A 12,517-nucleotide genomic window follows, 5' to 3' on the forward strand; every position below is an offset into this window, starting at 1 on the left:
GAGGCTTAACGGAAAGCGGGCAGAAAACCGGGTGCAACGGCGCCGAGCGGTCGCGAAAAGCGATGCGAAATCAGGGGGGAACGCCTATATGATCTGGGTGCGGAAATAGCAGGCACACCCGGCCCGGCCGGGTTCAAGAACAGGCTCGCGAGCCGCCTGCCCGAGGAATTTGATGGCTGACTCCCCGAACACCGAACACGCCGACAGCTACGGCGCGGAATCGATCCGCGTGCTCAAGGGCCTGGACGCCGTCCGCAAGCGGCCCGGCATGTATATCGGCGACACCGACGACGGCTCCGGCCTTCACCACATGATCTACGAGGTGGTGGACAACGCCATCGACGAGGCGCTCGCGGGCCACGCGGACCTCGTCACCGTCACGCTCAATGCCGACGGCTCGGTCACGGTCTCGGACAACGGGCGCGGCATCCCCACCGACATCCACCGGGAGGAGGGGGTCTCGGCCGCCGAGGTCATCATGACCCAACTCCACGCGGGCGGGAAGTTCGACCAGAACTCCTACAAGGTCTCCGGCGGCCTGCACGGCGTCGGCGTCTCGGTCGTCAACGCGCTGTCGGTGAGCCTTAAGCTGCGCATCTGGCGCGCCGGCAAGGAGCACCGGATGGAGTTCCGTCACGGCGACGCGGTGGCGCCGCTGGAGGTGGTCGGCCCCGCGGGCGACCGGCGCGGCACCGAGGTGACCTTCACCCCCTCGCAAGACACCTTCACGATGGTCGAGTTCGACTATCCGACGCTGGAAAAGCGTCTGCGGGAACTCGCCTTCCTGAATTCGGGCGTGCGCATCGTGCTGACCGACGCGCGCCACGCCGAGCACAAGCGCGAGGAGCTCTGCTACCAGGGCGGCGTCGAGGAATTCGTGCGCTACCTCGACCGGTCACGCAAACCGGTCGACGGCATGGCCAAGCCCGTCACCGTCTTGGGCGAGCGCGACGGCATCCGCGTCGAGGTGGCGTTCTGGTGGAACGACTCGTTCAACGAGACGGTGCTGCCCTTCACCAACAACATCCCGCAGCGCGACGGCGGCACCCACATGGCGGGGTTCCGCGCCGCGCTCACGCGCCAGATCACCGGCTACGCCGAGTCGTCGGGCGTCGCCAAGCGCGAGAAGGTCTCGCTCACCGGCGACGATTGCCGCGAGGGGCTGACCGCGGTGATCTCGGTGCAGGTGCCGGACCCGAAATTCTCGTCGCAGACCAAGGACAAGCTCGTCTCCTCCGAGGTCCGCCCGGCGGTCGAGAACATCTTGAACGAGGGGCTCTCGACCTGGCTGGAGGAGAACCCGGCCCAGGCCAAGTCGGTGATGGGCAAGGTGGTGTTGGCGGCCGCCGCCCGCGAGGCCGCCCGCAAGGCGCGCGAGACCATCACGCGCAAAGGCGCGCTCGACATCGCCTCGCTTCCCGGAAAGCTCGCCGATTGCCAGGAGCGCGACCCGTCGAAATGCGAATTGCTGCTGGTGGAGGGCGATTCCGCCGGCGGTTCGGCCAAGCAGGGCCGCGACCGGACCTTCCAGGCGGTCCTTCCGCTGCGCGGAAAGATTTTGAACGTTGAGCGGGTGCGCGCCGACCGGATGCTGTCCTCCGCCGAGATCGGCACGCTGATCACCGCGCTCGGCGCCGGGATCGGCCGTTCCTCGACGGATCGCGAGGGATTCAACCCGGACAAGCTGCGCTATCACCGCATCATCATCATGACCGATGCGGACGTGGACGGCTCGCACATCCGCACCCTGCTGCTGACGTTCTTCTTCCGCCAGATGCCCGAGCTGATCGATCGCGGGCACCTCTACATCGCCCAGCCGCCGCTCTACAAAGCCGAGCGCGCGCGCAAGGTGCTCTACCTCAAGGACGAGCGGGCGCTCGAAGACTACCTGATGGATCAGGGCGTCGAGGGCGCGGTGCTGCGGCTGGCCTCGGGCACCGAGTTCGGCGGGGCGCAGCTCAAGTCCCTGGTCGAGGAGGCCCGCGCCTTCCGCGGCATCCTGCACGGGCTCCACACCCGCTACGACCGCGCCGTGATCGAGCAGGCGGTGCTGGCCGGCGCCTTCGACCGCGAGGCGGCGGAGAATCCGGGCGAGGCCGAGGTGTTGGCCGACCGCACGGCCAAGCGGCTCGACGCCATCGCCGACGAGATCGAGAAGGGCTGGACCGGCGAGGCTGCGGAAGGCGGCTACGTCTTCAGCCGGACGCTGCGCAGCGTGAAACAGGTGGCCAACCTCGACGCCACGTTGATCGCTTCACAGGAGGCGCGCCGCTTCGCCGAGCGTGCCGACGCCTTGCGGGAGATCTATTCCGAGCCAGTGACGCTCGCCCGCAAGGGCGACGAGACGGTGCTGCATGGCCCCGTCGGCCTGTTCGAGGCGGTGATGGCCTTCGGCCGCAAGGGTCTCCAGCTTCAGCGCTACAAGGGCCTGGGCGAGATGACCGCGCAGCAACTCTGGGAGACGACGCTGGACCGCGAGGTGCGCTCGCTGCTGCAGGTGAAGGTCAAGGACACGACCGACGCCGACGACCTGTTCGTCAAGCTGATGGGCGACGTGGTCGAGCCGCGGCGCGAGTTCATTCAGGAGAACGCCTTGAGCGTGGCCAACCTCGACGTGTGATCGGGAAGATTTTACTCACGCCGGCATTCCGGGGCCGCGCAGCGGAACCCGGAATCCACCCGTGATGTGCGGCCACGACAAGCACCGCGGCCAGTCGTGGATTCCGGGTTCGCTTCGCGACCCGGCATGACGGTGGTGAAAATTAGGCCCGCGCTGTTGCGAGCCCGGTCGGCAACCCCTCGAACGATTCCGACAGGAACGCTCGCGCCCGGCTTACCCGGCTCTTCACCGTGCCGACCTGACAGCCCAGCCGCTCGGCGGCTTCCTCGTACGTAAAGCCCTCGGCGCCGACGAGCAGCAGCGCCTGGCGCTGTGGCAGGGGCAGGGTGCCGATCAGGTTCATTACCATGCGCAGGCCTGCGGCGTGCTCCTGATCGGCCTGGGTGGTGAGCGTGCCGGCATGGACGCCGTCGGCGTCCTCGACTTCGCGGCGGCCCTTGCGGATCTCGGTGTAGAACTGGTTGCGCAGGATCGTGAACAGCCACGCGGTGAAATTGGTGCCGGGGGTGAACCGCTCGCGGTTGGCCCAGGCCTTCACCATCGTCTCCTGCACGAGGTCGTCGGCGCGGCTCGGGTTGGCGGTGAGCGAGATCGCGAAGGTGCGCAGCATCGGCAGCGCTCTCACGAGGTCGTCGCGAAACACCGTCTCCATTCGCCCGCCCAGAGACGCGAGCGCCGCCTCGAAGCGGCCCATAAGCTCGCCGAGACGGTCGGGGAGGGGGGCCTGCGCGGCGACATCGAAGTAGTCGCGCAGCGCCAGCGCCAGATGGCCCGGAACGGCCTTCGTGGCGTTCTGTCGATCCGCCTCGGGCAGATCTTCGCGGTCGGCGTGCGTCGGTTCGTCGGTCATCCTGGCAGTGGCCTCGACTATGGCTCAGCTTCTTGGAAGAATTCTAGTTTCGATACCAATCGAAAAATGAACTGGTGCTAAACGAAATTGAAACGCCGGAGACACATGGCGGCGTGGCTTAGGAAAGACGACCGCGGATTCTGCGGTCGCTGCTGCGAGAACTGCCGGATGGGTTTTGGGGTGAGGCGCATCGGCGGGGCTGGGGGCGGCACGCGCTCGCCGCCGTCGCTCCCGCTCGGCCGTCCGGGCGGGTTGGGCCGATGCCGTTCCGGCACCGGGCGCAGCCGCTCATGGATGCCGCCGGCCCGGAGAGGCTTGCCGGCCTGATGGGACTTCTCAGCCGGGATTGCTTCGTTCGAACAAACCCCCGCATCCTGAGATGTCGACGCGAGACAGCGCCCCCGAAGGCGGGCTCCAGGGATCTCGCGATCCGCTGGAACCCTCCCTCGAGGGCGCTTTGCGGCACCGCAGGACGGGGGGTTGGGTAGGAGGCTCGTCTTATGCGCGGGTTTAAGCCTTGCCGGTCTCCTGCCGCAGGGCGTCGATGCGCTTCGAAGCTTCGGCCTTGTCGAGGTCCGGGTCGAACGCCTCCGGCGATTTCGCCTGCTCGGACAGCGTCTTGAGGTACGAGGCCTGGGCACCCGTCATCGGCTCGCCGCCGGTGGTCCACTCGTTCGGGTCCTTGATCCGGTTCGACTCATCGGTCGGATCGACCTTCGGGTTCTCGGCCTGCTTCTCTTTGGTCTTGGCAGTCATACGGCACCTTGCGCGTTCATGGATTGTTCTTGATAGTCTTCCATGAAACGCAGGCGCAAAGGCAAGGGTTCCGGCGGGAGGACGCGGCGTCCGCGCCCTCCACAGAAACCCTATAAAAAATCAGGCGGCCGCGGCGCGCGGCTGCACCTCGGCGCTGTAATCGTCCATCAGCGTCTTGGTCAGCTCGGCCGGGGTGAAGCGGTAGGGGCCGATCTCGGAGACAGGTGTCACTTCCGCGGCCGAGCCGGTGATGAAGCACTCGGAGAAGCCCGACATCTCCTCGGGGCGGATGCGGCGCTCGATCACGCGGATGCCGCGGCGCTTGGCGAGTTCGATCACCGTCTGGCGGGTGATGCCGTTGAGGAAGCGGTCGGCCTGGGGCGTGTGGATCACCCCGTCGGCCACGAAGAACACGTTGGCGCCGGTGCATTCGGCGACGTTGTCCTCCCAGTCGAGCATCAGCGCGTCGGCATAGCCCTTGTTCTCGGCCCGGTGCTTCGAGATCGTGCAGATCATGTAGAGGCCGGCCGCCTTCGAGGTCGAGGGGGCGGTGCGCGGGTCGGGCCGGCGGTAGTCGGCGAGGTCGAGGCGGATGCCCTTCATCTTGGTCGCCGGATCGAAATAGCTCGGCCATTCCCAGGCCGCGATGGCGAGGTGGATGGTGTTCTTCTGCGCCGCCACGCCCATCATCTCCGAGCCGCGCCACGCGACCGGGCGGAGATAGGCGTCCTGCAGGCCGGAGGTGGCGAGCACGTGGGCCTTGGCCGCCTCGATCTCATCGACCGAGTAGGGAATCGTGAAGTCCAGAAGTTCGGCCGAGCGGCGCAGGCGCTCGGAATGCTCGCGGCTCTTGAAGATGGCCCCGCCATAGGCCCGCTCGCCCTCGAACACCGCCGATCCGTAATGGAGCCCGTGGCTCAGCACGTGGATCTTCGCATCGCGCCACGGCACCATGGCGCCGTCGAACCAGATCGTGCCCTCGCGCTCGTCGAACGGGATGACGGACATCGCTCAAAACTTCCTCTGCGCGGCCGCGCGCGGGCCGCGGGATCCAGGGCTGAAACCGGCGCGCGACCGCTCGCAACGAGCGGGGACGCTAGGCTGCTGGGCCACGGTCTGCCGGGCGGGTTGACGGGTAGCAATGGGGCTGAGATATGTCAACAACACTGACTTATCTGGCTCAGGTCCTCCGCCCTGCGCCTTCGACGGAAGGCTCCGACGACGTGACCCGCGTGATGACGAGAGCGGCCGAGACCGTACGCGAAACCGAGGCGCCGGTCCGCGACAGCGACGACCTGATCGAGCTTCTGTTCTTCGCCTATCGCGACTTCGTCGGCGATCCCGACCGGATTCTCGCCGAGTACGGATTCGGACGGGCCCATCACAGGGTTTTGCATTTCGTCGATCGCTATCCCGGCCTCACCATCGCCGAACTCCTCGATATCCTGCGCATCACCAAGCAGAGCCTGAACCGGGTGCTCAAGGACTTGATCGACCAGGGCTATGTCGAGCAGCGCACCGGCACCAGCGACCGGCGCCAGCGCCTGCTGTTCTGCACCCCGACCGGGCGCAGCCTCACCGCCGACCTCACCCGCGTCCAGGTGCGCCGCGTCGCCCGCGCCATCGAGGAGCCGGCGGTCGAGGCGGGCCGCAGCGACCGCGACGCCCGCATCGCCTCGGCCCAGGGCTTCCTGCTCGCGATGATCGAGCCCGGCGACCGCGCCGCCGTGCGCCGCCTGATGGCCCGCCGTGCCGGGGTACGCGCCTGATGTCGGCCACGCCCGCACCGGGGGCTGCCCCGAAGCCGAGGGCGGAGCTGCCCGACCACGCCCCCCACATCCTCATCGTCGACGACGACCGGCGCCTGCGCGAACTGCTCGCGCGCTTCCTTTCGGAGCAGGGGTTTCGCGTCACGGCGGCCGCGAGCGCCGCCGAGGCGCGCACGCGCTCCCAAGCCTTCGTGTTCGATGCCCTCGTCCTCGACGTGATGATGCCGGGCGAGAGCGGCTTCGACTATGCCCGCTCGGTGCGCGAGACCTCGCTTGTGCCGATCCTGATGCTGACGGCCCGCTCCAACCCCAACGACCGGGTCACGGGCCTCGAGATCGGCGCCGATGACTACCTGCCCAAGCCCTTCGAACCGCGCGAGCTGATCCTGCGGCTCAACAACATCATCCGTCGCCACAGTGCCGTGCCGGAAGCTCGCCCCGTCACTGACGGTGCCGTCAGCTTCGGCCCCTTCACCTTCCGGGCCGAACGGGGCGAACTGAAGCGCGACGGCGAGACCGTGAAGATCGCCGAGCGCGAGCGCGAGATCCTGGCGATCCTGTCCCAGGCGCGGGGCGGCAACGTCGACCGCGAGACGCTGGCCGGCAACGGGGGCTTCGCCGCCGAGCGCACCCTCGACGTGCAGATCAACCGCCTGCGCCGCAAGATCGAGCCGGACCCGGCCAATCCGAGCTTCCTCCAGACGGTGCGCGGCGTCGGCTACCGCCTCGTCATCGATTGAGACAAATCATGGCGGGCTCCGCCGACTCCAGGACGGCCCCCGCCCGGCGGGCCGGCGCCTTCGGCCCGGTGCGCCGGGCGTGGCGGCGCCTCGCGCGGCGCATCGGCGACGTGCTGCCCAAGGGCCTCTACGCCCGCTCGCTCATCATCATCATCGCCCCCGTCGTCCTGCTCCAGTCCGTGATCGCCTACACCTTCATGGAGCGGCACTGGCAGCTCGTGACGCGCCGCCTCTCTTCCGCCGTCACCGCCGACATCGCCGCGCTCATCGACATCTACGAGACCTATCCGCAGGACCGGAACGCCGAGACCATCACCCGCATCGCGGGCGAGCGGCTGAACCTCGATCTCGACATCCTGAAGGGGGCCAAGCTCCCGACACCGGGCCCGCGCCCGTTCTTCTCGATCCTCGACGAGGCGCTCTCCGACGAGATCAAGCGCCAGATCCGGCGGCCCTACTGGATCGACACCGTCGGCCGCTCGAACCTGATCGAGATCAGGGTGGCGATCCCCGACGGCGTGATGCGGATCATGGCGCGGCGCAGCCAGGCCTACGCCTCGAACTCGCACATCTTCCTCTTGTGGATGACCGGCTCGTCGCTGGTGCTGCTCGGCGTCGCGATCCTGTTCCTGCGCAACCAGATCAAGCCGATCCTGCGGCTCTCGGCTGTGGCGGAAGGGTTCGGCAAGGGGCGCGAGATCGAGTTCAAGCCCCGCGGCGCCCGCGAGGTGCGGCAGGCCGGCCACGCCTTCATCGAAATGAAGCGGCGCATCGAGCGGGCGATGGAGCAGCGCACGACGATGCTCAACGGCGTCAGCCACGACCTGCGCACCATCATCACCCGCTTCAAGCTCTCGCTCGAACTGGTCGAGCAGACCCCGGAGGTCGAGGATCTGCGCCGCGACGTGGACGAGATGAGCCGGATGCTGGAGGGCTACCTCGCCTTCGCCCGCGGCGACCTCGCCGAGACGGCGGCCCCCACCGACATGCGGGTGATGCTGGAGGATCTGCGCAGCGACGTGGAGCGGCTCGGTGCCCATGTCGAGGCGGTGGAACTGGACGGCAGCCCGGTCCTCACCCTGCGCGCCGACGCCATGCGCCGCTGCCTGTTCAACCTCGCGGCCAACGCCGCCCGCTACGGCGAGACGGTGGCGATCTCCGGCAAACGCGAACACCGCTCCTTCCTCGTCGCCATCGACGACGACGGGCCGGGCATCCCGGTCGAGAGCCGCGAGGAGGTGTTCAAGCCGTTCGTGCGCCTCGACGACGCGCGCCAGGATGCGGGCGGCTCGGGGCTCGGCCTCGCCATCGCCCGCGACATCGCACGTGCCCACGGCGGAGACGTGACGCTGCACGACGCTCCGCTCGGGGGGCTGCGGGCGCAGGTGCGTATCCCGGCTTGAGGATAGGGCGGAGTCCGGGCTCCAAGACGATACGCTGACCACCGCGGCTTTTGCGGCACCTCGGTGGAATCCGGCCTGGCGGGAGTTCCCTTGGCCCGAGACGCGGTGCTAAGACCGCCTCCGCAATCTATCTGGAATCGGGCCGCGGCGCGGCTTCGACAACGCGAGTGACGTGACATGAACCCGCTGGTGCCGCTCTCGATCCTCCTGCTCCTGCCGATCACCGCGGTGCTCACCGTGCTGTTCACCGACACCGGCATCGAGCCCCTGTTGTTCAAGCACGCGGTGATCACCTTCGCGATCCTGTTCGCGGTCGGCGGCGCGATGTCGTTCGTGGCGAGCAAGCTGGCCGACCGCTCGAACGCCTGATTCCTTTCGGACTGAGAACACCGCGCCATCGCGAGGCTTCGACGGAGCCTCGCGATGGCGTTCTTGTGTCTACGGTCCGGTTGCCGGTGCCCCCGAGACACCGATCTCGCCGTTCCGATCCGGGGCCCGCCGCGGCGCCCGCACTTGGCCGGAGACAGTTTTCATCCACGCTCCAGGCCGCGCCTGAAACAACCGCCTCGAATCCGGGCAGACGCGGATAATCTCGGCCTTTCTCGTTTTTTCATGCATCCCAATCGCCGCATGCTGCGTTGTTCGGCCATGCTTCGCTGCAGACGACAGGCGGCGGACGTCACGGTGACGGAGATGCACGAATGAAGATCAAGACCCTTCTGGCCGCCTCGGCGATCGCTCTTGCCCTGCCGATGGCCGCTCAGGCCCAGGGCACCCTCCGCGGTGCCGAGCGCGGCGCTCAGGACGGTGGGGATGCGGCCGGCCCGGTCGGCGCGATCGTCGGCGGTGCGGTCGGCGCGGCCACCGGCACGATCGGCGGCATCCTCGGCGTCGAGGATCGTCCCCGCTTCCGCTCCTACGTCCGCGAGCGCAACGTCCGCTCCTACGACTACGATGGGCGTGTCGCCGTCGGTTCCGTGCTGCCGAACTCGGGCGTGACCTATTACGAAGTCCCGAACGAGTACAGCGTGACCCGCGGCACCCGCTACACCGTCGTCAACGACCGCCCGGTGCTGGTCGATGGACGTCACCGCATCATCGAAGTCATCGAGTAATCGAACCTCGACGCGCGCCGCCCCCGCGGGCGGCGCCGCTTTCTCGGCCTCGGCGCTTCGGCGCCGGGGCCGTTTTCGTTCGCATCCCTCCGTATCGCGTATAGCCTGATCAATCCTCGGGCGCCGGCCTCCGCGCCGCCAGAAGAGAAAGCGGGATCGAAAACACACGCAACGCTCTCGCGGTATCCGTCGTTGACGGGATGGATATCACCCAAACCCGAACAGGACCGACGATGAACGGACACGACGAGGCGTCCGATCCGGCGCCGCTGCCGGAATCGGTGCGGGACCATCTCGGGCATGAGTTGCGCACCGTCTATACGGTGGCCGCGCCCGAGCCCCGCTATCTTGGCGACGAGCCGGAGGTACCGGAGAAGTTCGAGCCACAGATCAAGCGGCTCGAAACCCGCCTGAAGACCCACGAGGAGGGCACCGAGGCGGTCGGCCATGCGCTCGACCGCATCCTCGACGCCTTCGGCGTGGCACCGCAGGACGGTGCCGCGCGTCGGGAATAGATCATCGGCCCGGAATTTGGTCGCCGGCTTTCGGAAAAAAGCCGATGCGGCACAAGAACGTAGCGCATCGTCCTGGATACGATGTCCAGGACGATGCGCTAGCGCGGATCAGGCGGACGGTCGGCGCTCGGCCAGCAGGTCGCGGATCTCGCCGAGCAGCTTCACGTCCGCCGGCACCTCGGCGACCGCCTCGGGCTTGGCCTCCTCCCGGCTTTTCAGCGTGTTCATCGCCCGGATGACCAGGAACAGCACGAAGGCCACGATGGTGAAGTTGACCGCCAGCGTCAGAAACTGGCCGTAGCCGATCACCGCGCCGACCTTCTTGGCGTCGGCATAGGCCATGCCGGCCTGCACCTTCGACGAAAGCGGGATGTAGTAGTTCGAGAAATCGAGCCCGCCGGTCACCGCGCCGATGACCGGCATGATGACGTCCTGCACCAGCGAGTTGACGATCGCCCCGAACGCCGCGCCGATGATGACGCCGACGGCGAGATCGACGACGTTGCCCCGCAGGGCGAATTTCTTGAATTCCTCGAGCATGATCCCCTCCGACAGGCCCCCGCCCCGGAATCGACGCTGACGAGGCTTTCTCCGTTCGCCAAGCCGGTGCGCCGGCCTGTCCACCGTGTAATCTCTCTCCGATGGCCGACCGTTTCGGGAGGGGAGCATGTCGGACTGGAATGCGGCGCAGTATCTCCGTTTCTCCGAGGAGCGGACCCGCCCGGCGGCCGACCTCCTGGCGCGGGTACCGCTGGAGGACGCTGCTCACTTGGTCGATCTCGGCTGCGGGCCGGGCAACAGCACCGCGCTCCTCGCCGAGCGTTTTCCAAGAGCCGACATCGTCGGCATCGACAGCGCCCCCGACATGCTGGCCCAGGCCCGCCGCACCCTGCCGAACCTGCGTTTCGTCGCCGCCGACCGGCGCGATGCCCACCCGGACACCCCGCCGGACCTGATCTTCGCCAACGCGGTGCTGCAATGGCTGCCCGACCACGCGAGCCTGCTGCCGCGCCTCGTCCGCCAGCTCCGGCCCGGCGGCTGCCTCGCTTTGCAGATGCCGGACAACCTCGACGAGCCCTCGCATCGGCTGATGCGCACGGTCGCCGCGGACGGTCCCTGGGCCGCGTCCATCGGCGATCCGGCCGCCGCCCGCACGCCGATCCTCGGGGCACAGGCGTACTATGACCTGCTGCGCGGAGCCGATTGCGGCTCCGTCGATCTGTGGCGGACGACCTATTTCCACCCGCTCGCCGACGCGGCGGCCATCGTGGCGTGGCTCCAGAGCACGGGCCTGCGCCCGTTCCTGGGCCCCCTCTCCCCCGAGCACCGGGCCGGCTTCCTAGCGGCCTACGAGCGGGCGCTGGAGACGGCCTATCCGAAGGGCGACGACGGACGCGTGCTGCTCGCCTTTCCGCGCCTGTTCCTCGTCGCTCGGCGTGCGGTTTGAGCGCCGCGCAACCCAGGATGAGCTCCGGAATCTTCGGTATTCGGTTTAAGCTCGTCTCAACTCGCAGCCGCTAGCGTACGAAACGACCGACACGATTCCGGGACGATCCGCCGTGCGACTGATTTCGACCGAGCGCATGGCGCCCCTCGCCGCCCGGCTGCGCATCGCCGCGACCCGGTTCGCCCGCGACGCCGACGGCGCGACGATGATCGAGTATTCGCTGCTCACCGCGATCATGGCCGGTGCGGTGATCACCTGCATGCTCCTTTTCGGCAACGCGATGAAGGGCATGTTCGATTCGATCATCCAGTACTACACGCTGGCTCAGTAGGCGCCCGCGTCAGCCCCGCGTGCCGGGCTTGCGCCGCGCGGACGGGGCCGCGCCCGGCGCCGCCGTCGGCTTCGGGGTGGCCTCCGGCGCGGGCGGCTTGGCGGCCTGCGCCGGCTCCGGCGGGGCCTTGCCCGGTTCGGCGGACGCGTCCTTCTGGCTCCAGAACGCGTCGAACACCTCGCGCATCGCCTTGACGTTCTGCTCCTGAACCTCGGCGCCGGTCTGGAGCATCTGCGAGATCACCTCCATCGACGCCTTGGCGGCGTCCGGCTGCGGAGGCGCGCTCGGCGGAGGCTCCCGGCGCAATTGCGGCCGGGAGGGCGGGGCGGTCTTGGCCGGGGGGGCGGTCTGGGCCGAGGCCGCGGCGCTCAGTCCGTTCATCCAGTCGGCCCAGAGGTTGCCGAAGTTCGGGGCCGCGGGGGCGGGCTGCGCCGCCGGGGCGGTCGGCGGGTTGAGCATCAGGTGAACGATGCCGGCCACCACCATGCCGGCCATGATCGGCAGCATCTGGCGCAAAGCCTGACTGCCGACGCCGCTCGCGGACGCCGCCTGCTGGATCACCGCCTGTGCCAGCATCGGCGAGCCGAACATCCCTCCCATCATGTCGGGGGCGGCGGATTTCGGCGTGGCACCCGGCATCCCGAAGCCGAACATCCGACTGATGCCCATCGGGTCGGTCGCCTGGTTCTGGAGGCCGAGGCCGAGGGCCGGCATCAGGGCTTCCATGGCCCGACGGGTCTGGTCCGGCGACAGGCCGAATTGCTGCCCGAACGCCTTGAGGTTGGCGTCGCCCTGGCTCTGGAGGATGTCGAACATCGTGAACATGACAGGGCGCCTCACGCCGCCTCGGATGCGGCCCCTCAGGACGGCGTTCCGGAGAAGTGTGTCGCATCGGACCGCCCCTGACCAGCCGCGGGCCGGATTTCGGAGCGATTTCGAGGGGGAAAGCATCGTTCGACGGCCGAATCCAG

Annotated in this window: 14 protein-coding genes; 9 read left to right on the top strand and 5 right to left on the bottom strand. The window is 68.3% G+C overall.

What is annotated here, in order from left to right:
- The first annotated feature begins 172 nt into the window (after positions 1-172).
- Positions 173-2,620 carry a DNA topoisomerase (ATP-hydrolyzing) subunit B gene (gene gyrB, locus ASG52_RS24820; protein ID WP_056249365.1) on the top strand — a complete coding sequence of 816 codons (2,448 nt, stop codon included), beginning with the start codon at positions 173-175 and terminating at the stop codon, positions 2,618-2,620.
- Positions 2,621-2,762: 142 nt separating this feature from the next.
- Here gyrB and ASG52_RS24825 read toward each other — a convergent pair whose 3' ends face one another.
- The 3 genes from ASG52_RS24825 to ASG52_RS24835 form a co-directional block, all read right to left on the bottom strand.
- Positions 2,763-3,470 (bottom strand): sigma-70 family RNA polymerase sigma factor, encoded by a 708-nt coding sequence (locus tag ASG52_RS24825; RefSeq protein WP_056249368.1) that lies wholly within the window; start codon positions 3,468-3,470, stop codon positions 2,763-2,765.
- A gap of 510 nt (positions 3,471-3,980) precedes the next feature.
- Positions 3,981-4,226, bottom strand: coding sequence for a DUF3072 domain-containing protein (locus ASG52_RS24830; protein WP_056249372.1), 246 nt, complete (start codon positions 4,224-4,226; stop codon positions 3,981-3,983).
- Positions 4,227-4,346: 120 nt separating this feature from the next.
- Positions 4,347-5,234 (bottom strand): branched-chain amino acid aminotransferase, encoded by an 888-nt coding sequence (locus ASG52_RS24835; RefSeq protein ID WP_056249375.1) that lies wholly within the window; start codon positions 5,232-5,234, stop codon positions 4,347-4,349.
- Between the two features lie 227 nt (positions 5,235-5,461).
- Here ASG52_RS24835 and ASG52_RS24840 point away from each other — a divergent pair, with 227 nt between their 5' ends.
- From ASG52_RS24840 to ASG52_RS24865, 6 genes are all read left to right on the top strand, one after another.
- On the top strand, positions 5,462-5,995 hold the full coding sequence (locus tag ASG52_RS24840; RefSeq protein ID WP_056249934.1) for a MarR family winged helix-turn-helix transcriptional regulator: 534 nt from the start codon (positions 5,462-5,464) through the stop codon (positions 5,993-5,995).
- The gene (locus ASG52_RS24845) at positions 5,995-6,735 is read left to right on the top strand and encodes a response regulator (protein ID WP_056249378.1); all 741 of its coding nucleotides are present in this window, start codon (positions 5,995-5,997) and stop codon (positions 6,733-6,735) included. The genes ASG52_RS24840 and ASG52_RS24845 overlap by 1 nt, the downstream gene beginning before the upstream one ends.
- 8 nt (positions 6,736-6,743) lie before the next feature.
- Complete coding sequence (locus tag ASG52_RS24850) at positions 6,744-8,138, top strand: ATP-binding protein (protein WP_056249381.1); 1,395 nt, start codon at positions 6,744-6,746, stop codon at positions 8,136-8,138.
- A 177-nt stretch (positions 8,139-8,315) separates the two neighbouring features.
- Positions 8,316-8,507, top strand: a complete 192-nt coding sequence (locus ASG52_RS24855) for a hypothetical protein (RefSeq protein WP_056249383.1) — start codon at positions 8,316-8,318, stop codon at positions 8,505-8,507.
- 332 nt (positions 8,508-8,839) lie between these two features.
- Positions 8,840-9,253 carry a DUF1236 domain-containing protein gene (locus tag ASG52_RS24860; protein WP_056249393.1) on the top strand — a complete coding sequence of 138 codons (414 nt, stop codon included), beginning with the start codon at positions 8,840-8,842 and terminating at the stop codon, positions 9,251-9,253.
- Positions 9,254-9,486: 233 nt separating this feature from the next.
- Positions 9,487-9,768, top strand: coding sequence for a hypothetical protein (locus ASG52_RS24865; RefSeq protein ID WP_056249395.1), 282 nt, complete (start codon positions 9,487-9,489; stop codon positions 9,766-9,768).
- A gap of 108 nt (positions 9,769-9,876) precedes the next feature.
- Here the strand turns inward: ASG52_RS24865 and mscL are convergent, their stop codons facing one another.
- Positions 9,877-10,308 (bottom strand): large conductance mechanosensitive channel protein MscL, encoded by a 432-nt coding sequence (gene mscL / locus ASG52_RS24870; RefSeq protein WP_056249397.1) that lies wholly within the window; start codon positions 10,306-10,308, stop codon positions 9,877-9,879.
- 127 nt (positions 10,309-10,435) lie between these two features.
- Between mscL and tam the strand changes: the two genes are divergently transcribed.
- On the top strand, positions 10,436-11,215 hold the full coding sequence (tam, locus tag ASG52_RS24875; RefSeq protein ID WP_056249400.1) for a trans-aconitate 2-methyltransferase: 780 nt from the start codon (positions 10,436-10,438) through the stop codon (positions 11,213-11,215).
- A 112-nt stretch (positions 11,216-11,327) separates the two neighbouring features.
- Complete coding sequence (locus ASG52_RS24880) at positions 11,328-11,546, top strand: Flp family type IVb pilin (protein ID WP_056249403.1); 219 nt, start codon at positions 11,328-11,330, stop codon at positions 11,544-11,546.
- A 9-nt stretch (positions 11,547-11,555) separates the two neighbouring features.
- Here ASG52_RS24880 and ASG52_RS24885 read toward each other — a convergent pair whose 3' ends face one another.
- Positions 11,556-12,371 (bottom strand): DUF937 domain-containing protein, encoded by an 816-nt coding sequence (locus ASG52_RS24885; RefSeq protein ID WP_056249404.1) that lies wholly within the window; start codon positions 12,369-12,371, stop codon positions 11,556-11,558.
- Positions 12,372-12,517 lie beyond the last annotated feature (146 nt).

This window comes from Methylobacterium sp. Leaf456 (genome assembly GCF_001425465.1).
Lineage (GTDB): Bacteria > Pseudomonadota > Alphaproteobacteria > Rhizobiales > Beijerinckiaceae > Methylobacterium.

What these genes read in the sequence shown, in the direction of transcription:
- ASG52_RS24840 (WP_056249934.1), top strand. Translation starts at nt 5,462, where the DNA reads ATGACGAGAGCGGCCGAGACCGTACGCGAAACCGAGGCGCCGGTCCGC.
- mscL (WP_056249397.1), bottom strand. Translation starts at nt 10,308, where the DNA reads ATGCTCGAGGAATTCAAGAAATTCGCCCTGCGGGGCAACGTCGTCGAT.
- ASG52_RS24845 (WP_056249378.1), top strand. Translation starts at nt 5,995, where the DNA reads ATGTCGGCCACGCCCGCACCGGGGGCTGCCCCGAAGCCGAGGGCGGAG.
- ASG52_RS24865 (WP_056249395.1), top strand. Translation starts at nt 9,487, where the DNA reads ATGAACGGACACGACGAGGCGTCCGATCCGGCGCCGCTGCCGGAATCG.
- ASG52_RS24825 (WP_056249368.1), bottom strand. Translation starts at nt 3,470, where the DNA reads ATGACCGACGAACCGACGCACGCCGACCGCGAAGATCTGCCCGAGGCG.
- ASG52_RS24885 (WP_056249404.1), bottom strand. Translation starts at nt 12,371, where the DNA reads ATGTTCACGATGTTCGACATCCTCCAGAGCCAGGGCGACGCCAACCTC.
- ASG52_RS24835 (WP_056249375.1), bottom strand. Translation starts at nt 5,234, where the DNA reads ATGTCCGTCATCCCGTTCGACGAGCGCGAGGGCACGATCTGGTTCGAC.
- ASG52_RS24860 (WP_056249393.1), top strand. Translation starts at nt 8,840, where the DNA reads ATGAAGATCAAGACCCTTCTGGCCGCCTCGGCGATCGCTCTTGCCCTG.
- ASG52_RS24830 (WP_056249372.1), bottom strand. Translation starts at nt 4,226, where the DNA reads ATGACTGCCAAGACCAAAGAGAAGCAGGCCGAGAACCCGAAGGTCGAT.
- tam (WP_056249400.1), top strand. Translation starts at nt 10,436, where the DNA reads ATGTCGGACTGGAATGCGGCGCAGTATCTCCGTTTCTCCGAGGAGCGG.
- gyrB (WP_056249365.1), top strand. Translation starts at nt 173, where the DNA reads ATGGCTGACTCCCCGAACACCGAACACGCCGACAGCTACGGCGCGGAA.
- ASG52_RS24850 (WP_056249381.1), top strand. Translation starts at nt 6,744, where the DNA reads ATGGCGGGCTCCGCCGACTCCAGGACGGCCCCCGCCCGGCGGGCCGGC.
- ASG52_RS24855 (WP_056249383.1), top strand. Translation starts at nt 8,316, where the DNA reads ATGAACCCGCTGGTGCCGCTCTCGATCCTCCTGCTCCTGCCGATCACC.